Raw genomic sequence first — 18,036 nt, 5'->3', positions numbered from 1 at the left:
TGCGACCACGACTACCGCGGGGTGAGTTCGGCCGGCGCTGCTGGTCCGGTGGGTCGGCCGGTGTAGGCGGCGTGGGGGTGGCTCGTATGCTCGGGCGGAAGGAGTTGTCGGGACCTTGGCATGGTCGATGAAGAGCTAGCGGAGGTGGCGTGGGAACCATGGTTGAGCAGGGCATCGATGGGTGAGTTGCACGTCACTTTCATTTGCACGGGCAATATTTGCCGGTCGCCTATGGCTGAGAAGATTTTTGCTGCGCATCTCGAGCGGGCGGGGTTGGCGGATCGGGTGCGGGTGAGCAGTGCTGGGACCGGGGGGTGGCATGTGGGGGATGAGGCTGATGAGCGGACTAATGCGGAGTTGCGGGCGCATGGGTATCCGACGGGGCATGCGGCGGCGGTGATCGGGGCGGATCATCGGGGGGCCGATTTGGTGGTGGCGCTCGATACGGGGCATGAGCGGGAGTTGGCTCGGATGGGGGTGGGGTCGGATCGGCGGCGGTTGCTGCGGAGCTTCGATCCGCTGGCCGACGGGCGGTCGGTGCCGGACCCGTATTACGGCACGCAGTCGGATTTCGTGCTGGTGCGCGAGCAGATCGAGGCGGCGATGCCTGGGCTGCTGGAGTGGGTGCGCGAACAGCTCGGGGAAGCGGACAGTCGCCATCAGGCCGGAGACGGTCGATATCAGGCCGGAGGCAGGCACGCATGAGTTCGAAAACCGCGCTGCTGCGGCGTCTCACGTTCCTGTTGCGGCCCAGCTGGCTGATTCTCGCGGTGGTGGTCGCCGGGTTCGCCTACCTGTGCTTCACCGTGCTGGCACCCTGGCAGCTGGGCAAGAACACCCGCACCTCCGAACGCAATGACCGCATCGCCAATTCGGTGCACGCCGACCCCGTCGACATCACCACCGTGCTGTCGGGCGACGGCAAGAACACCGAATGGCGGCGCGTCACCGCGACCGGCAGCTACGTTCCGGAGTCGACCGTGCTGGTGCGGTTGCGCCATCTGGACGGCCAGCCCGCCTACACCGTGCTCGCCGCGTTCCGGCTCGACGACGGTCGCACCCTGCTGGTCGATCGCGGTCAGCTCGCGGCGGCCGCGGGCGGCACCCGGCCGCCCGCCAGCATCGCCGCGCCGCCCGCCGGCACCCAGCATCTCGAGGCCCGCGTCCGCGCCTCCGAGGGCGTGATCGAGAAGAAGCCGCCCACCACGGAAGACGGCTTCCGCCAGGTCTATACGACCGACACCCAGCAGGAGGCCGCCGTCCTCGGCCTCCCGCTGACCCCCATCCCCACCGACGGCCTCGGCGGCTATCTCCAGCTCGAACCCGACCAGCCCGGCGCCTTCACCCCCGACCCCCTCCCCCAGCTCGACGCCGGGCCCTACCTGTCCTACGGCCTGCAATGGCTCGCCTTCGGCGTCATGGCGCCCCTGGGTCTCGGCTACTTCGTCTGGGCCGAGATCCGCGCCCGCCGCCGCGAAAAAGCCGAAGCCACAACCCAATCGGCCACCACCGACGACACGCCCCCCACCGGCGAGCCGACCACAACCATCGCCACAGAGCCGACCGCCTCCGACACCCCGGCCACCCCCACGCGCAAACCCAACGACCCACCCCGCGCCGAACCCAAACCCACCACGAACCAGGCCCGCCTCGCCGACCGCTACGGCGGCACCCGCCGCTGATCCACGCCGCGACTCGATTGGGGCGCCGGCTCTTGCGTCGCAGGAACTGTCGCTGGTGGTCCAGGGCGCGCTAGGAGCGGTTTGCGCCGTGAGTCGGAGTGGCGAGAGCCGCCTTCCGCGGACGCGTCGCTCAGTTCGGGTGGGCGACGCAGCCGCGGACGACGCTCGGATAACCTCGGCGAGTGCGTAGAGGGATGGCGTCGGCGGCAGGGATTCTGCTCGGGTTCGCGATGGATCGCGTACTCGGCGATCCGCGGCGCGGGCATCCGGTGGCAGGATTCGGGACTGCCGCGATGCGGTTAGAGACGGTCACCTACCGCGACAGCCGGGCAGCCGGCCTAGTGCACGAGGTCGTATTGGTCGGCGCGGCCGCGGGATTGGGGATCGGGCTGCGCCGGATGAACGCCGTGCGCGGAATCCGCCGGCATCACCTGGGCCCGGCGCGGGCGGGCAGCGCCAACCACGGCCCGACAATCCGCACGCTGGGCGAGATCTTGTTGACGGCCGCCGCCACCTGGACCGTGCTCGGCGGCACGACCTTGGCGAAGACCGGGCGTGCGATGGCGGACCGGCTCGAGGCCGGGGACGTCGATGCGGCGCGGGCGCTGCTGCCGTCGCTGTGCGGGCGGGATCCGGAGGCGCTCGATGCTGATGGGCTGGCGCGGGCCGCGCTGGAGTCGATCGCGGAGAACACCTCGGATGCGACTGTCGCGCCGCTGTTCTGGGGTGCGATCGCGGGAGTGCCGGGGCTGCTGGCGTATCGGGCGATCAATACGCTCGACGCCATGGTCGGGTATCGCAACGAGCGGTACGAACGGTTCGGCTGGGCGGCGGCGCGCACCGACGATGTGGCGAATCTGGGTCCGGCGCGGGTCAGCGGAATCATCACGGCCGCATTGGCTCCGGTGGTCGGTGGTCGTCCCGCTGACGCCTGGCGGGCGTGGCGGCGGGATGCCCGCAAGCATCCGAGCCCCAATGCCGGTGTCGCCGAAGCGTCCATGGCGGGTGCGCTCGGGGTGACGCTCGGCGGCAAGACCGAATACCGCCACGGTGTCGAGATGCGGCCCACGCTGGGTGACGGACCGGTCCCCCGCATTCACGATCTGCGCCGCGCGGTCCGCTTGTCGGAGGCCGTTCAGGTGGCCGCGGCACTGGCGGCCGCAGCCACCGCCGCCTTCCTTCGCCGCCGCTGACGACCACCGCCGATTCGCCGTCACCACCAATTTCGCCCTCACCCCCAATTCGCCCTCCCCCCGATTCGCCCTCACCACCAAATTTCGCCCTCACCACCAAATTTCGCCCTCACCGCCGACTTCGCCTCACCGCGGATACCGCCGTCACAAGGTTGCGCGGCCACCGCTCCAACTTCGCGACAGAACGGTCTATTTGGATAGATTCAGCGCGGGAATGTCACAGTCCGGCGCGCTCTGTCGTCGACCGGTGAGACGGCTCGCCACACCGGCGGGACCGATGAGCAGCGAGGGTGCGATGAGTGGTGGCGAGCGACCCGACCAGGCCGACCTGGCTCGGCAATTCGAGGAGCACCGAGGGTATCTGCGGCGCGTCGCCTACAGCACCCTCGGCAGCCTCAGCGACGCCGACGATGTGGTGCAAGAGGCTTGGCTGCGCCTGGTCCGGTACTACGACACCAGCCCCGAGGGCGCGGAGATCGAGAACCTGCGCGCCTGGCTGACCACGGTGACCGGCCGGCTGGCGCTCGACCATCTCGGCTCGGCGCGGGCGCGACGCGAACAGTATGTGGGCGAATGGCTTCCGGAGCCGGAGATCACCACCTGGGACGATCCGGCCGACCGCGTCTCCCAGGACGAGCGGGTCACCACGGCCCTGCTGGTGGTGCTGGAATCGCTGTCGCCCGCCGAGCGCACCGCCTTCGTCCTGCAGGACGTGTTCGGCATGTCCGGCCCCGAAGTCGCCGAGGTGGTCGGGCGCACCCCGGCGGCCGTGCGCCAATTGGCTTCGCGCGCCCGCAAACACGTGGAGAACGGCACCCCGCGCTTCCCGGCCAGCGCCGACGAGCACCAGAAGGTGGTCTCCGCGTTCGCCGTGGCCTGGCGTTCGGGTGATCTGAGCGCCCTGCTCGGCCTGCTGGACGCCGATGTCACCTTCACCTCCGACGGCGGCGGCAAGGTGCAGGCCTTCCTGCACCCGATGCACGGCGCCGACCAGGTGGCCCGGACCCTGCTCGGCTTCCTCGGCTTCGCGTCGAAGACCGGTGGCGCGTGGGGCCGTTCGGTGCTGGTCAACGGACGCCCGGGGCTGGTGGTGTTCGACGGCAAGCACACCGGCGTCTTCTCCTTCACCATCGACGACGGCCGCATCACCAAGATCGACGTAGTCCGCAACCCCGACAAGATCCACCTGCCCGACGAGCGCGAGCCCGACTGGCCGCTGGGCGAACAGGCAGACGGCACCGACGCCTGACTCCGCCGGAGCCGAAACGGCGGGCCCGCAACCGGATTCGATTGCCGGCCCGCCGCAGCCCGTCAACCGGCGACGCGGGTCACCGGCCCCAAACCATGCGCGGCGGCCACTTCCGCCGAATACAACCGCCCCGCATCCGCCGTGAGCCCTTGCGCCAGTCCGGGATCCGCCGCACAGGCCCCGGCCCAGCCGAGATCCGCGATGGCGCGGGCATACGGCAGCGTGACATTGGTGAGCGCCACGGTGGAGGTGTGCGGCACCGCACCCGGCATATTGGCTACGCAGTAGAACAGCGAATCCGCCACGCGGAAGGTCGGATTCGCGTGCGTGGTGGGATGCGACCCCCGAAAACACCCACCCTGATCGATGGCGATGTCGACCAGCACCGAGCCCGGCCGCATGTGCGCGACCAGCGCGTCGGACACCAGTTTCGGCGCCCGAGCGCCCGGCACCAGCACCGACCCGATCACCAGATCCGCCGCCAGCACCGCCTTCTCGACCTCGGCGGTATTGGAGCCCAGCGTGATGACGCGCCCGCCGAACCGTTCGTCGAGCGCGCGCAGCCGCGCGATATTGGTGTCCAGCACGGTGACTCGCGCCCCCATGCCCACCGCCACCGCTGCCGCGTTGGCGCCCGCCACCCCGCCGCCGAGCACCACCACATCGGCTGGCCGCACCCCCGGCACCCCGCCCAGCAACACTCCGGCACCACCCTGCGGCGACATCAGGTGATACGCCCCGACCTGACTGCCGAGCTTGCCCGCGACCTCGCTCATGGGCGCGAGCAACGGCAGCGACCCGTCGGCGGCGCGAACCGTCTCGTAGGCGATGGCGGTGATCCCGGATCCGAGGATGGCGTCGGTGCAGGCGCGCGAGGCGGCCAGATGCAGGAACGTGAACAGCACCTGCCCCGCCCGCATGCGCGAATACTCCTCGGCGATGGGCTCTTTCACCTTCAACACCAGCTCGGCGGCCGCCCACACCTCCTCCTCCGTGGCGGCGATCCGCGCCCCGGCCGCGACATAGTCGGCGTCGGCGAACCCGGACCCGATCCCCGCCCCCACCTCGACGAGCACCTCGTGCCCGTGCCGCGCCAGCTCCCCGGCGCCGGCCGGCGTGAGCGCGACGCGATACTCCTGCTCTTTGACCTCCCGCGGAACCCCGATTCTCATACCGCCATCGTCGCCCCACGCACCCCGCGCCGCCACGACCGCCACGTCCCGATTTCGCACACGGCTACCCCGGGGCAATCCGAGCCAGACCCGCCGTGCCCTCGGTGCCCCGCTCGGATGTCCGGGGCCGCAGGTCTATGTTCGGGGCATGAGGATTCAGCTGGGTGAGCATGCGCCGCAGGTCGATGAGAACGCGTGGATCGCGCCGAATGCCACCGTGGTCGGCCGGGTGCGGCTGGCCGCCGAAGTGAGCGTCTGGTACTCGGCGGTGCTGCGCGGGGACATGGACCAGATCACCGTGGGCGAGCGCAGCAATATTCAGGACGGCTGCGTGCTGCACGCCGATCCGGGCTTCCCGTGCACGGTCGGCACCGGAGTCTCGGTGGGCCACAACGCGATTCTGCACGGCTGCACCATCGGCGACGATGTGCTGATCGGGATGGGCGCGACCGTGCTGAACGGCGCGGTGATCGGCGCGGGCAGCCTGATCGCGGCGAACGCGCTGATTCCGGAGGGCGCGCAGATTCCGCCCGGCTCCTTGGTAGCGGGCGTCCCGGGCAAGGTGCGCCGGGAGTTGAGCGAGGCCGAGCGTGATCACATTCGCCTGAATGCCGCTGCGTACCTGCACAACACGTCGCTGCACAAGCAGGGTCAAGAGGCGTGACTGAAGGGGGCGTGTGAGAAGCCCCACACTGAACAAGCGACCATAACGACCGCTGCTAGCATCGTGCGAAGCGTCCCCGGCGGCCCGGGCTCTGCCGCCGCTCACCGGGGTGCGCGCTCGGGGCTAGCAGGAGGTTTCACGGTGTTGTACGAGCACGACAGTATGCACCGCCAGCGCATCAGCGTCGCCGATATCGCGGCCCAACCCGGGGGAATCGAGGCGCTGCAGCGCCGGGTTCACGAGTTACGTTCCAACAGCCAGGATTTCGCGGCCAATGCCATCGAATGGGAAATGGCGGCCCTGAACGTCCGCTGACCGGATACCGCGCTCGCTGAGTGGATACGGCGCTCGCCGCCCGGACGGTCTCTGCGATAATGCGGCTCGGCCTTGGCCGTTCGCCGCAATGTCGCGGTCGCCCACTCGATCGACTGGAGACTCGATGCCGTCCGTGCCCACCATCCTGCAACGCATTCTGGAAAAGCCGCGGGCCGAGGGCGAACAGCTGCTCGAGAGCGCGCTGTCGGCGTTTCTCGACTTCGGGATCAAGCGCACCAGCATGGGCGAGATCGCGCGGCGCGCCGGTATCAGCCCGGCCACCCTGTACCGGCGCTTCGAATCCAAGAACGATCTGGTGGCCGCGGTCGGCGTGCGCGAGGCGCAGCTGTTCATCGCCCAGATCGACGAGCGGGTGCGCGCGGCCAACGGCACGCCGGGCAACGAGCAGATGGTCGAGATCTTCGTCGCGTTCATCATCCAGCTGGCCAACAACAAACTGCTACAACGACTGTTGCGCACCGAACCCGACACCGTGCTGCCGCGCCTGACCACCGAGGCCGGGCCGATTCTCGCGGTCGGCCGCACGTATCTCGCCGAGAAGCTGCGCGAACTGCAGGCCGCCGGTGACGTGCCCGCCTTCGACGCCGATCTGGTCGCGGAAGTGCTTGCCCGGCTGGGCCAGTCGCTGGTGCTGACCCCGGACGGCCTGATCCCCCTCACCGACGAGACCGCCGCGCGCGAGTTCGCCCGTCGCACCGTGCTGCCCATGATCGGCGTGCAGCCGGTCTGAGCCGCGGAAAGTCGCTCGGACAATGCGCGGGTATCCGGCAGACTGACGCGCATGCGGTTCCGTTCGACCCTTCGCTCCGCCCGGCAACGGGCCCTCACCCGGTTTCCGGCCCGCCGTGTCGCGAAGCTCTGCCTCGCGGGGGTCGCCCTGGTCCTGGTGGTGCTCATCGGTTCGGATCGGTGGATCCGGATGGCGCACCGAAAGTACGAGTACAGCGTGGATTCCGCGCCGCCGGCCGATGTCGCCCTCGTGTTCGGCGCGGAGGTGAATTCCGACGGCTCGCCCTCGGGCTACCTGGCCGCCCGCCTCGACCTGGGCCGCGCTCTGCTGGCGGCGGGCAAGGTGAAGGCGCTGCTGCTCACCGGCGACAACAGCCGCCCGAACTACGACGAGCCGACGGCCATGCGCGCCTACCTGATCGCGCACGGCGTCCCCGCCGCCAAGATCGCCTTGGACTACGCGGGATTCAGCACCTACGAGTCCTGTGTGCGCGCCCACGACATCTTCGGCGTCACCTCCGCCATCGCCGTCACCCAGGATTTCAGCCTGCCGCGCACGGTCGCCCTGTGCCGCGCCGCGGGCATCGACGCCACCGGGGTCGGCGACGCCACCCAGCCGCACACCACGATCTACCGTAAGAACTGGCTGCGCGATCAATTGGCCGACACCAAGGCCGTCTACTCCATGCTCTTCCATCCGGAACCGAAATTCCGTGGCCGGCACGAGAATTCGGTGCGCGACGCGATGGCCGCCGACCCGAACGGGTAGTCCGGAAGCGAGCGAACCCCCTGCGCCCGCAGGGGGTTCCGTGGCCGTATCCGGGCGGCCGCCCGCTCTCTCGCGCCTACATGTTCCCGGCGAAGGCGCCGCCACTACCGGCGCGCCCGCGGCCACGGCGCTACCCGCCATCAGACCCACCGCGGCGAGGACGAGAGCCCACATATCGCAACACCTTTCCACTGCATTCTTCGAAGACGAAACGAAAAGTACTGCCACTCAACATCCTTCAGCGAGACCCGCAGAAGAATTCAGGGCGGACTGTACGAAGACGCCCAGCACCTTCACAGTTCAGGATCAGCGGCCGATGTGGTAACTCGCGATCTACGCGGAAACCTCGCTGCGGTCACCGCTCCACAGCGTGTGGTACTTGCCCTCGGCGTCGATGCGCTCGTAGGTGTGCGCGCCGAAGAAGTCGCGCTGGCCCTGGGTCAGCGCCGCCGGCAGCCGCTCGGCGCGCAGGCCGTCGTAGTACGACAGCGAGGACGCGAACGCCGGCACCGGGATGCCCAGCTGGGTGGCGACCACGACCACGCGCCGCCAGGAGTCGATGGCCTGCTCGATGGCCTCGCGGAAGTACGGGGCCAGGATCAGCGACGGCAGCGTCGGATCGGCCTCGTACGCCTCCTTGATGCGGTTGAGGAAGCGGGCGCGGATGATGCAGCCGCCACGCCAGATGGTGGCCAGGTCGCCGGGGTGCAGATCCCAGTCGTACTCGGCGGAACCGGCGGCGATCTGGTCGAAGCCCTGCGCGTAGGCGACGATCTTGGAGGCGTACAGCGCCTGCCGGATGGCCTCGGTGAATTCCGCGACGTCCGTGGGCTTTTCGCCGAGGACGCCCGACGCCAGGCCCTTGGCCGCGGCGCGCTGGGTGCGCGAGCCCGACAGCGCCCGAGCGAACACGGCCTCGGCGATCCCGGTGACCGGAATGCCCAGATCCAGCGCGGACTTGACCGTCCAGCGGCCGGTGCCCTTCTGCTCGGCGGCGTCCACGATCACGTCGACCAGCGGCTTGCCGGTCTTGGCGTCGACCTGATTGAGCACCTCGGCGGTGATCTCGACCAGGTAGCTCTCCAGGTCACCGGTGTTCCACTGGGTGAACACGTCCGCGATCTGCTTGGCGTCGAAGCCCAGCGCGTCGCGGAACAGGTTGTAGGCCTCGCCGATGAGCTGCATGTCGGCGTACTCGATGCCGTTGTGCACCATCTTCACGAAGTGGCCCGACCCGTCGGGGCCGATGTGGGTGCAGCACGGCGTGCCGTCCACCTGTGCCGCAATGGATTCCAGCATGGGGCCCAGCGACTCGTAGGACTCCTTCGGACCGCCCGGCATGATGGCGGGGCCGTTGAGCGCGCCCTCCTCGCCGCCGGAGATGCCCGCGCCCACGAAGTTCAGTCCGCGCGCGGCCATGGCGGCCTCGCGGCGAATGGTGTCGGTGTAGAGGGCGTTGCCGCCGTCGATGATGATGTCGCCGGGCTCCATGGCGTTGGCGAGCTCCTCGATCACGGCGTCGGTGGGGTCACCGGCCTTGACCATGATGAGCACGCGGCGCGGCTTCTCCAGCGCGGCCACGAACTCCTCGACGGTCTCGGTGCGAATGAAATCGCCGTCGCCGCCGTGCGCCTCGAGCAGCGCGTCGGTCTTGGCGATGCTGCGATTGTGCAGGGCCACGGTGTACCCGTGCCGGGCGAAGTTGCGGGCGATATTGCTACCCATGACCGCCAGGCCGGTCACGCCGATCTGGGCGCGCGCTTCCGAGGTCGCCATGAAACAGCCTCTCCGTTCGTCGGATGTTCTGACCGCACGAATCTCCTCGGCGGCGGCATCCCGGAACGCGTCCACGACGCCATACCTTTTCTACCCGGTCGCCCTCGACCACCGGCGAGGACCCCGGTCCCCGCCCGCATCCGCCCCGCTCGGCGGCGGGAAAACCGATGGCCGCCGGTGCGTGATCGTGACTACAGTGCCGCCATGACACGTTTGAATCAGATTGTCGCCGTCGAGAAAGGGATCAAGTCCCGCACCTTCTCCGACCTCACCGAGGCCCACCACAAACTGGCCAAAAACCCGCTGCTGAGCGGTATTTCGCGCACCTACCGCCCCAAGGACGAGGAGGGCGAGCAGCTGCCGCCCGAGTCCACGCGGGTGTAGGTGAAGGCCGACGAGGTGTTGCGGACCACGGCGGACATCCTGACCAAACTGTTCGACGTGGTGGCCACCAAGGACTGGGCCAACACCACCGCCACCGCCGATGTGGTGGTCGACGGCCGCACCCTCGTCACCGGCGCGCCCATCACCTATCTGCTGTTCCTGGAGAAGCAGCTGGTGGATCTGCACACCTTCGTGCGCAAGCTGCCGGTGCTCGACGCCGCCGAGTCCTGGGACTACGACGCCGCCGCCGACTGCTACGCCACCGAGCCCGTGCAGACGGTGCGCACCAAGAAGATTCCGCGCAATCATGTGAAAGCCGAAGCGACGGAGAAGCATCCGGCGCAGGTCGAGGTGTACCACGAGGACGTGGTGGTCGGCTACTGGCGCACCATCAAGTTCTCCGGCGCCCTGCCCGCCAAGCGCGTCCACGAGCTCGCCGAGCGCGTCGAAAAGCTCCAGCAGGCGGTGAAGTTCGCGCGTGAGGAGGCCAACAACGCCGAGATCACCCAGCGCAAGGTGGGCGCCGAGATCTTCGGCTACCTGTTCGCCTGACCGCTCAGCTACCGCCGGAGCGGGTCGGAGAGCGATTCCAGCTGTTCGGCCAGCTCGGCCGGATGGGTGAGCTGCGGATAGTGCCCGGCCCCGGGCAAGACGATCACCCGCTGATCGACGGGTACGGCCAGCGGGTCGGCCGAGCCCACGACGATCTCGAGCGGGACGCGCACCCGGTCCAGCAGTTCCCGCCCGCTCCCGCGTTCGGCGTGCACCGTCCGCAATGCCCGGACCACCCGGCGCGCGACCCCGGGGCGACGCAGATCGGCTGCCGCGCTTTCGATCTCGGGGCCCGACGGGAGGTGCAAGGTGTCGGCGAGCCGCTGCACCGACAGGCGGCGCAGCATCGCCGCCGCCGGCGCCGAGCGCGCCGAACGCGGACCGGGGGCCTGGAGAAGCGCCGGCGCGATCAGCACCAGTTTGGCGATCCGATCCGGATGCGCGGCGGCATAACGCATTGCGGGACCGCACGCCAGCGAGTGCGCGACCAGTACCGGGCGGGTCCGGACCGGGCTCATCAGGTCGGCCAGCCATTCCTCCAGCGGCCGGTCGGAGGGGGCTGAGCGGCCGAGTCCCGGCAGGTCCGGCGCCAGCACCGGGCCGCGGAGTCGCCCGGCGAGCGGAGTCCACACCTCGGCGTTCATCGGAAGACCGTGCAGCAGCACGTATTCCGGCGTGTGCCGATCGCCGGTGATCCAGGTCCGGCTGCCCGCCACCGAGTGAAAGCCGTAGGGGCGCAAGCCGGGTGCGGCGGTACCGAAGCGCTCGGCCACCAGGTCGTCGGCCCACACGCGCAACGCGTCCTCGGCCGGCGGCATCTCCAGACCGGCGGCGGCCGCGAAGGAGTGCGCGGCGGCGGTCGGATAGCGATCGGTGGACAGGAACGACAAGGTCTCCGGATCGGCTCCGGTGAGCGCGCGCGGCAACCGGCGCAGCAGCCCGACGGGGATGCTGCGTCGCGGTCCCGGTACCCCCAGGTGGTCGGCGACCGTGCGAATCAGCTCGGGCAGCGGCGGTGTTGCGTCGTCCAGCACCCAATAGTGCTCGCCCGCAGGCGATTCGGGGATGCTGGCCAGGAAGCGGGCGAAGTAGTCGATCGTCACGATGGGCACGAACACCTCCGGGCCGCCCGGGATCGCGGGCAGCCTGCCCTCCCACAGGTTCCGGACCAGCCCGGCCAAGCCGATGTACTGCCCGGGCCCGATCACCGTGCTCGGGTTGGCGATGGTCAGCGGCGCCCCACGTTCCTTGGCGAGAGCCCGCACGGCGAGATCGCCCTCGAACTTCGACGCCTCGTACGCCCCGAGCGCCGCGTAGTCGGGCGTCCCGCTCGGCGCGCTCACCCGATAGCCGCTCACGTGCACGAGCCGCCGCAGCGCGGGCAGGTTCGCGGCCCATTCGAGCACGTTGGTCGCCCCGATCACGTTGGTGGCGCGCGCTTCTCGTTCCCCGAGCCCGAACGCGTACCGGGCGGCGGTGTTGTAGACGTCGCGCGCCTCGGGCAGATCGGCGAGCGGCCGGGTGATGTCGGCGGTGACGACGGTCAGGCCGGCGATGTCGACTCCCCTGGCGAGCAGCCACGGGGTGAGGGTGTCGGTGCGCACCGCCGCCGCGACCCGCTGCCCCCGGCCCAGTAGTTCGGCGACCAGCGACCGGCCGATGAATCCGGTCGCCCCGAAGACGATGGCATCCATATCACTCCTAATAGATCGGTCTACATATTTTTGGCTCATACGAATGGCCGGACGGTCCCGTCCGGCCCGGGTCAGCCCAGCCAGACCGCGATCTGACGGCCGACGCGCTCCAGCGGTTCCCGGCTGCGATGCGCCCGGGCCAGCAACAGCGCGCCCTCGATCAGCGCGAGAATCGCGGTGACGAGGTCGTCGCCGCCGGGCTGCCCGGCCAGTCGGGCGCGCAACGCGTCCTCCCAGGAGGCGTAGACCTCCGAGCACGCTTCCTGAATGGAGTCGTGGGAGGCGGCCGTCTCGAGCGCGACGGTGGCGACCGGACATCCCTGCCGCCACGCCGAGCTCTCCAGCCGCTCCCCCAGCTGCCGCAACACCGCTGCGACGAATTCCGGAGTCGAGAGCTCGGAATCGGCCAGCGCCCCAAGGGAATCGCCGATCGCGGCGCCCGCCCGGCGCACGGATTCGCCGACCAGCTGATCCTTGCCGCCGGGGAAGTGGAAGTACAGCGAGCCCCGCGGCGCACCACTGCGCGCGATCACCTGATTGAGCCCGGTGCCGAAATACCCTCCGGCCTCGACCAACTCCTGCGTCGCGTCCAGCAGCCGGTCACGCGTCTCGGCACCCTTCTGACCCATGCGGGAAAAAGTAGACCGGCCTACATATTTCTGTCAACCGCAAGCTCCACCGAAAAGACCTGGCCGATCGCCGCCGCACGGTCTAGAGTCGCGAATGCGCAAGGAGCGCAAGCTGAAACCGAAGTTGAACTGTGATCGGCTCAGCGGCCCAGTGGAGGTTCGAATCCTCCTCCCGCCACGCACGGCGGGATAGCCCAACGGTAGAGGCACCGCGGCCGGCTCAAACTCACATTCTCGCTCCAGCTTCAGCATTCGCCGCCGAACGCCGAATCGAGAGAACGGTTTGTCCACGTGAAGGTTGCAGGTTCAACTCCTGCCGGCTCAGCCACCAATGGGCCGTAGCTCAAACGTAGAGCGTCACGTCATATTGAGACTCGAGCCAGTTCTTAAACGTGTCGGCGTCCAGCAATTGGGCGGCCACCGAGGCCCCGGGGCAGGCTACGCCCCGGGGCTTCCCCATTCGACGAGGCAGGCGGAAGTTCAACGGGGCAGGCGGAAGCCGACTTCGGCGCCGCCGTCAGGACGGGCGACGGCGAAGACGGTGCCGCCGTGGGCGGTGACGATGTCGTGGACGATGGCCAGGCCGAGGCCGGAGCCGGGGGTGGCGCGGGTGCGGTCCGCGCGGTAGAAGCGGTCGAAAACGGCGTGCCGGTCGGCGGATTCGATGCCGGGGCCGCGGTCGAGGACAGCCAGTTCGGTTGCCCGGATGCGGATTTCGACATCGGTGTCGGACGGACTGAATTTGAGGGCGTTGTCGAGCAGGTTGTCGATGCAGCGGGACAGGGCTCGTGGGCGGGCGGTGAGCGACGTCGGGTCTTCGGAATGGAGGGTGATCGTGCGGCCGGTGCGCCGGCGGAAACGCTGGGCGGAGTCTTCGGCGAGGTCGGGAAGGGCTGTGTCGGTGGGGGTTTCGTCGGTGTACTGGTCGGTGGCCAGCTCGACGAGTTCGCCGACCAGGGCGTCGAGGGCCTTGGCTTCCTGCACGAGGGTACTCAGCACCTGGGATTCGTCGGACGGTTCGAGGCGGCCCTGGGCGCGCTGAAGGAGTTCGGCGCTGCCGCGGACCGAGGTCAAGGGAGTGCGCAGTTCGTGACCGGCGTCCTGGACGAGACGGTGCTGCTGGGCGCGGGAGAGCCGCAAGGCGGCCAGCATGGCATTGAAATCTCGTGTCAGATCGCCGATTTCGTCGCGCCCCGCATCGGGCAGCACGGTGGACAGATCACGCGTGGAGGTGATGCGCTGGGTGGCGGCGTGCAGGCGGCGCAGGGGACGCAGCACCGCGCCGATCGCCAGCCAGCTGATCAGGGCGGCCACCAGGACCGCGACCGCGGTGATGGCGGCGGTGCGCCAACGGAATTCGCTGTCGACGCGCAGGACCTCGGTGTAGTTCTGGCCGACCATGAGCGCGCCGCCGCCCGGACGCGGATGGGTGAGCACGCCGTAAGTGACCGTGCCGACGGTGACCTCGGTGAGGCCGCCGCCCGGCCCCCCGCGTGCCACCGCGCGGTCGGAGTCGTTGACCGGCAAGGGATCCCGGCCCGGGGTCAGCATCCGCACGCTGCCGTCCGGTGACAGCAGCTGTTCGGTCATATCCGCCCGCACCGGCGGCGTGGCCCCGGCGTCCAGCAGCGCCGCCACGGTGGCCGCCCGATCCTCGAGCGCCCGATCGACCTGATCGATGACCAGCGGCGACACACTTCGATAAGCCGTCACCACGGCGATCAGGATGGCCACCACCGTGGCCGCCAGCGCCACCAGCGTGAGCCGGGTGCGCATCAGACCGCCTTCACGGTGAAACCGACATTGCGGACGGTGTGGATGAGGCGGGGCTCGCCGCCCTCCTCGGTCTTGCGGCGCAGGTACCCGATGTACACATCCAGCGAACGCGATTCGGTGTCGAAGTCGAAGCCCCAGATGTGTTCGTAGATCTGACCTCTGGTGAGCACCACCGGGGCGTTGCGCAGCAGCAGCTCCAGCACGTCGAACTCGGTGCGGGTGAGCTCCAGCGGCCGATCGCCGCGCCGGACCTCCCGGGTCGCGGGATTCAGGGTCAGGTCGGCGACCGACAGCACGGACGGTTCGTCGGGGGCGCTGCGCCGCAGCAGCGCCCGCAGCCGGGCCAGCAGCTCCTCGGTGTCGAAGGGCTTGGCGAGATAGTCGTCGGCGCCGGCGTCGAGCCCGGCGACCCGATCGCCGACCTGACCGCGCGCGGTGAGCACCAGGATGGGCAGCCGGTCGCCGCGCCGTCGCAGGGTCCGGCACAGCGACAGCCCGTCCAGCCGCGGCATGACCACATCCACCACCGCCAGGTCCGGCCGATCCAGCTCGAGCAGATCGAGGGCTTCGCGGCCGTCGCGGGCGACGCTCACCCGGTAGCCCTCGAATCGCAGCAGTTGTTCGAGCGTGCTGCGCACATTCGGATCGTCCTCGACCACGAGCACTTTCGCTGATGTCACCGCCTCAGTCTGGTCGGTAGCGGGCACGGTCATCGCGGGCCACCCCGTCAGTTCGTGACCGATGCCACGGCGATCGGCGGCAGCGACGCGACGCAGTCCGTGCCCCGCACCTCGCCGGTGCGCACGAATCCGGCGACGATCCCGGTCACGCAGCCGGTCGGCTCCAGATCCGGTACGTGGCCGGTGTTGGGCACCGAAACGAAAGTGGCGTGCGGGAATTCGGCGGCGAGCTGTTTGCCGTTGGCGTCGGGGGTGATGGCGTCCAGGTCACCGGACAGCACCAGCACCGGCACCCCCGGCATCGGCGTGCTCACCTGGTCGGGCCGCTGGTGGCCCGCGATGCCCGGCCACTGGATGCAGGCGTCGCCGCCGTCGCGCTGTCCGCCGGTGAAGCCCGCGGCGCTGAACGCCCCGAACTCGCCGACCGCCTGGTCGAGCCGCTGCTGGAACTGCTGCTCACGCTGCGGCAGCGCGGCCTCCCGCGACCACAGCGGCGGATAGTCGTTGCAGGCCACCGTGATGTAGAGGCCGATGTTCTCGTAGGCGGGCTCGTCGGTGGTGAGCTTGGTGAACTCGATCAGCCCGCGGTCGTCGCCGCGCACCGCGTCGTGCAGGGCGGCGGGCAGCAGGCCCAGCGGCGTCATGGCCTGGGGAGCGGCGCCGACATTGCTGGTGGCGGCCTCGAAGACCAGGCTCGCCAGCTTCGCTTCGGTCAGCAGCACCTCGGATTTGGCGGCCACGGGCAGCGGATGCTCGCGCAGCCGGGTCGCCACCGCCCGCAGATCCTCGACCGCGGTATTGCCGTCGCACGCGTGGGAGCGCTCGCAGATTCGTTGCAGCGCAAGCGAAACCGCGGCGGCATTGGGACGCTGCAGCGGGTCGTGATCGTGCGCGTACGCACCCGTCAGCACCATGGCCGCGACGCGATCGGGATGCCGCTGCGCGTAGACCGGCATGAGGTAGGTGCCGTAGGAGATGCCGTACGGGATCACCTTGTCGATGCCCAGCCGCGCCCGCACCGCGTCGAAGTCGTCGACGGTCGCCGCGGAGGTGTATCCGGCCGCCCGGTCGCCGAGCGCTTTCGCGCAGCGGCCGACGGCGTCACGCTGCTGTTCCCGGGTGCCCAACTGGTATTCGTCCGCTCCCACACCGCAATCCAGCGCGCCCGACACCCCGGTGCCGCGCGGATCGATCAGCAGCACGTCGTGGTCGGTGAGCAGGTCGGCGGTGACCTGGGCGGCCTCGGCGGCATGCGAGATCATCGGTACGCCGGGCCCGCCCGGGTTGGGCAGGAGGGTGCCCGCCGCGGGCTGCCCGCCCGAATGCTTGATCCGGGCGTACCCGACATCCACCGTGCCGAGGTCGGCGCGGCCCTCGACCAGCGGCCGCGACACCGTGCCGCACTCCACCGCGTGCCCCTCGACCGTCGGGCACCACGACGGCGACGCCGCCGGGGTACCCGAATCACATCCCGTGACCAGCCCCGCCGTCACCGCGGCGGCCGCCGCGAAACCCATCCAAGACCGTATTCCGGCGCGCATACCGCCACTTCCTCGCCCGTCTCCCGCCCGGCATTTCCGAGCGGCTCACAGGCATCCTGCGCACCCGAAATCAAGCCCCTTTCAAACGAACGGCAAAACCGTGTAAGAATCCGCGCCCGAGCGTTTTCCGCGTCCTACGATCGCACCGGCCGCCACGAAAGCGACCGGTGCGTTTCATCGAAACCCTGCGCCTAGTCCTTCTTCTCCGGCGATACCAGCGTCCCGAAACCGCGCTGCCCCACCGTCTTCTGCGCGGTCCGGCCGTAGGTCAGTCCGAGCGCCGACGGGTTCATGTTGAACAGATACGGTTCGTTCATCCAGGTCACCGAGTACACCGCCTGCAGCATTTCGATCGCGTGCCCCGGCGCGAACCCTTGCTTGCCGACCACCACGTAACAGGCGTTGCCGCCCTTGTCGGGATAGCCGCGGAACTTCTTCCACTGCTCCATGGTCGCGCCGACGCTCAACAGCCAGCGCTGGAATTCCGGTGACGGATAGTTCAGCAGATCGATGCCGAAACCGCTGACCGCGGCGATGTACCCCTTCTGCTTGAAGGCGTCCAGATCGGCCATCATGTCGTGGTAGATGACGGGATTCGGCTTCTGCGACTGGACCAGATACGTCTGATAGTAGGTGTGCACCAGGAACGGTTCGTAGCTGATCGGGTCGTAGAGCGCGAGCTGATAACCGCCCACCGGCGCGGCCTGTCCGGGCGAGATCACCAGCGGCGGCGGCGGGGTCACCGGCGGATTGGACACCGCCACATTGCCATTGGCGATGATGCCGAAATTGGTGGACACATTGAGCCTTTCCGGGTAGCGGCTGGGCGTGCTGGGTGACCGGTGGACTCGCTGAAAGTGGTTGCTGGGCAATGTAAGAGCGCAGAGTCCTGGTAAAAGGATGTTCGACCAAGAACACATCTTCATAAGTCAGGTATCAGGTTCTTGTGGTGAGAAACCGTTTACCTGGGACTCCACGCCTGTGTCCGGGCAAGTCCCGAAACTCACGAATGCCCGAATCATTCAGGCACACAACAAACTTGGTGAGATCACCTCAGTGAACCTGCCACCATGTCTCCTTCGCGGTCCAGTACGTACCGCACCATAGAGGAGGGCACCGACAAGCCGCTTCGTCCTCGACCGGGGATTCAGGTCGACGCCAGCTCACTCGGCGGCGACCACCATGTGCAGTCCGGGCTCCGGTGCACTCT

At 69.2% G+C, this 18,036-nt stretch carries 16 protein-coding genes and 1 pseudogene; 9 read left to right on the top strand and 8 right to left on the bottom strand.

Features of this window, described 5'->3' with window-relative positions; genetic code table 11:
* The first annotated feature begins 177 nt into the window (after positions 1-177).
* The 4 genes from D7D52_RS36245 to sigJ all read left to right on the top strand — a co-directional run bounded on the left by D7D52_RS36245 (position 178) and on the right by sigJ (position 4,124).
* On the top strand, positions 178-705 hold the full coding sequence (locus tag D7D52_RS36245) for a low molecular weight protein-tyrosine-phosphatase (protein ID WP_120744721.1): 528 nt from the start codon (positions 178-180) through the stop codon (positions 703-705).
* Positions 706-722: 17 nt separating this feature from the next.
* Positions 723-1,682 carry an SURF1 family cytochrome oxidase biogenesis protein gene (locus D7D52_RS36240; RefSeq protein ID WP_120744720.1) on the top strand — a complete coding sequence of 320 codons (960 nt, stop codon included), beginning with the start codon at positions 723-725 and terminating at the stop codon, positions 1,680-1,682.
* Between the two features lie 194 nt (positions 1,683-1,876).
* Complete coding sequence (locus tag D7D52_RS36235; RefSeq protein WP_120743466.1) at positions 1,877-2,875, top strand: cobalamin biosynthesis protein; 999 nt, start codon at positions 1,877-1,879, stop codon at positions 2,873-2,875.
* Positions 2,876-3,170: 295 nt separating this feature from the next.
* Entirely contained in the window at positions 3,171-4,124 is a 954-nt protein-coding gene (gene sigJ, locus D7D52_RS36230; RefSeq protein ID WP_246023533.1) for an RNA polymerase sigma factor SigJ, read from the top strand.
* A gap of 62 nt (positions 4,125-4,186) precedes the next feature.
* Here the strand turns inward: sigJ and ald are convergent, their stop codons facing one another.
* The gene (gene ald / locus D7D52_RS36225) at positions 4,187-5,296 is read right to left on the bottom strand and encodes an alanine dehydrogenase (protein ID WP_120744719.1); all 1,110 of its coding nucleotides are present in this window, start codon (positions 5,294-5,296) and stop codon (positions 4,187-4,189) included.
* A gap of 148 nt (positions 5,297-5,444) precedes the next feature.
* Between ald and D7D52_RS36220 the strand changes: the two genes are divergently transcribed.
* The 4 genes from D7D52_RS36220 (at position 5,445) to D7D52_RS36210 (ending at position 7,794) form a co-directional block, all read left to right on the top strand.
* On the top strand, positions 5,445-5,960 hold the full coding sequence (locus D7D52_RS36220) for a gamma carbonic anhydrase family protein (RefSeq protein ID WP_120743464.1): 516 nt from the start codon (positions 5,445-5,447) through the stop codon (positions 5,958-5,960).
* A gap of 141 nt (positions 5,961-6,101) precedes the next feature.
* A complete protein-coding gene (locus D7D52_RS38400) occupies positions 6,102-6,275 on the top strand; it encodes a hypothetical protein (RefSeq protein ID WP_162958823.1) in 174 nt (57 codons plus the stop codon).
* 124 nt (positions 6,276-6,399) lie between these two features.
* The gene (locus D7D52_RS36215; RefSeq protein ID WP_120743463.1) at positions 6,400-7,026 is read left to right on the top strand and encodes a TetR/AcrR family transcriptional regulator; all 627 of its coding nucleotides are present in this window, start codon (positions 6,400-6,402) and stop codon (positions 7,024-7,026) included.
* Positions 7,027-7,077: 51 nt separating this feature from the next.
* Entirely contained in the window at positions 7,078-7,794 is a 717-nt protein-coding gene (locus D7D52_RS36210; protein ID WP_222932746.1) for a SanA/YdcF family protein, read from the top strand.
* 333 nt (positions 7,795-8,127) lie between these two features.
* Here the strand turns inward: D7D52_RS36210 and gndA are convergent, their stop codons facing one another.
* Positions 8,128-9,570: an NADP-dependent phosphogluconate dehydrogenase gene (gene gndA, locus D7D52_RS36205; protein ID WP_120743462.1), complete on the bottom strand. Its 1,443-nt coding sequence runs from the start codon at positions 9,568-9,570 to the stop codon at positions 8,128-8,130.
* A gap of 204 nt (positions 9,571-9,774) precedes the next feature.
* On the opposite strand from gndA, the pseudogene D7D52_RS36200 reads away from it, so the two are divergent.
* Positions 9,775-10,506, top strand: a pseudogene (locus D7D52_RS36200) (DUF7873 family protein).
* An 8-nt stretch (positions 10,507-10,514) separates the two neighbouring features.
* Here D7D52_RS36200 and D7D52_RS36195 read toward each other — a convergent pair.
* The 6 genes from D7D52_RS36195 to D7D52_RS36170 form a co-directional block, all read right to left on the bottom strand.
* On the bottom strand, positions 10,515-12,200 hold the full coding sequence (locus tag D7D52_RS36195; RefSeq protein ID WP_120743461.1) for an alpha/beta fold hydrolase: 1,686 nt from the start codon (positions 12,198-12,200) through the stop codon (positions 10,515-10,517).
* 71 nt (positions 12,201-12,271) lie between these two features.
* Positions 12,272-12,829, bottom strand: a complete 558-nt coding sequence (locus D7D52_RS36190; RefSeq protein WP_120743460.1) for a TetR/AcrR family transcriptional regulator — start codon at positions 12,827-12,829, stop codon at positions 12,272-12,274.
* Between the two features lie 480 nt (positions 12,830-13,309).
* Positions 13,310-14,605 (bottom strand): HAMP domain-containing sensor histidine kinase, encoded by a 1,296-nt coding sequence (locus D7D52_RS36185; RefSeq protein WP_120743459.1) that lies wholly within the window; start codon positions 14,603-14,605, stop codon positions 13,310-13,312.
* Positions 14,605-15,285 carry a response regulator transcription factor gene (locus D7D52_RS36180; protein ID WP_342775218.1) on the bottom strand — a complete coding sequence of 227 codons (681 nt, stop codon included), beginning with the start codon at positions 15,283-15,285 and terminating at the stop codon, positions 14,605-14,607. The genes D7D52_RS36185 and D7D52_RS36180 overlap by 1 nt, the downstream gene beginning before the upstream one ends.
* Before the next feature lie 47 nt (positions 15,286-15,332).
* Entirely contained in the window at positions 15,333-16,826 is a 1,494-nt protein-coding gene (locus D7D52_RS36175) for an alpha/beta fold hydrolase (protein WP_246023532.1), read from the bottom strand.
* A 191-nt stretch (positions 16,827-17,017) separates the two neighbouring features.
* The gene (locus D7D52_RS36170) at positions 17,018-17,626 is read right to left on the bottom strand and encodes a hypothetical protein (protein ID WP_120743456.1); all 609 of its coding nucleotides are present in this window, start codon (positions 17,624-17,626) and stop codon (positions 17,018-17,020) included.
* Between the last annotated feature and the right edge of the window lie 410 nt (positions 17,627-18,036).

Source organism: Nocardia yunnanensis, from assembly GCF_003626895.1.
Classification (GTDB): Bacteria; Actinomycetota; Actinomycetes; order Mycobacteriales; family Mycobacteriaceae; genus Nocardia; species Nocardia yunnanensis.
The sequence above is the reverse complement of the archived record's forward strand: the minus strand, read 5'-3'. Positions and strand labels throughout refer to the sequence as shown.

Bases quoted from the DNA above. Each gene is read 5' to 3' on its own strand.
- D7D52_RS36210 (WP_222932746.1), top strand. From the start codon at position 7,078: ATGCGGTTCCGTTCGACCCTTCGCTCCGCCCGGCAACGGGCCCTCACC.
- D7D52_RS36245 (WP_120744721.1), top strand. From the start codon at position 178: ATGGGTGAGTTGCACGTCACTTTCATTTGCACGGGCAATATTTGCCGG.
- D7D52_RS36195 (WP_120743461.1), bottom strand. From the start codon at position 12,200: ATGGATGCCATCGTCTTCGGGGCGACCGGATTCATCGGCCGGTCGCTG.
- D7D52_RS36175 (WP_246023532.1), bottom strand. From the start codon at position 16,826: ATGCGCGCCGGAATACGGTCTTGGATGGGTTTCGCGGCGGCCGCCGCG.
- D7D52_RS36235 (WP_120743466.1), top strand. From the start codon at position 1,877: ATGGCGTCGGCGGCAGGGATTCTGCTCGGGTTCGCGATGGATCGCGTA.
- ald (WP_120744719.1), bottom strand. From the start codon at position 5,296: ATGAGAATCGGGGTTCCGCGGGAGGTCAAAGAGCAGGAGTATCGCGTC.
- D7D52_RS36185 (WP_120743459.1), bottom strand. From the start codon at position 14,605: ATGCGCACCCGGCTCACGCTGGTGGCGCTGGCGGCCACGGTGGTGGCC.
- sigJ (WP_246023533.1), top strand. From the start codon at position 3,171: ATGAGTGGTGGCGAGCGACCCGACCAGGCCGACCTGGCTCGGCAATTC.
- D7D52_RS36215 (WP_120743463.1), top strand. From the start codon at position 6,400: ATGCCGTCCGTGCCCACCATCCTGCAACGCATTCTGGAAAAGCCGCGG.
- D7D52_RS36190 (WP_120743460.1), bottom strand. From the start codon at position 12,829: ATGGGTCAGAAGGGTGCCGAGACGCGTGACCGGCTGCTGGACGCGACG.
- gndA (WP_120743462.1), bottom strand. From the start codon at position 9,570: ATGGCGACCTCGGAAGCGCGCGCCCAGATCGGCGTGACCGGCCTGGCG.
- D7D52_RS36220 (WP_120743464.1), top strand. From the start codon at position 5,445: ATGAGGATTCAGCTGGGTGAGCATGCGCCGCAGGTCGATGAGAACGCG.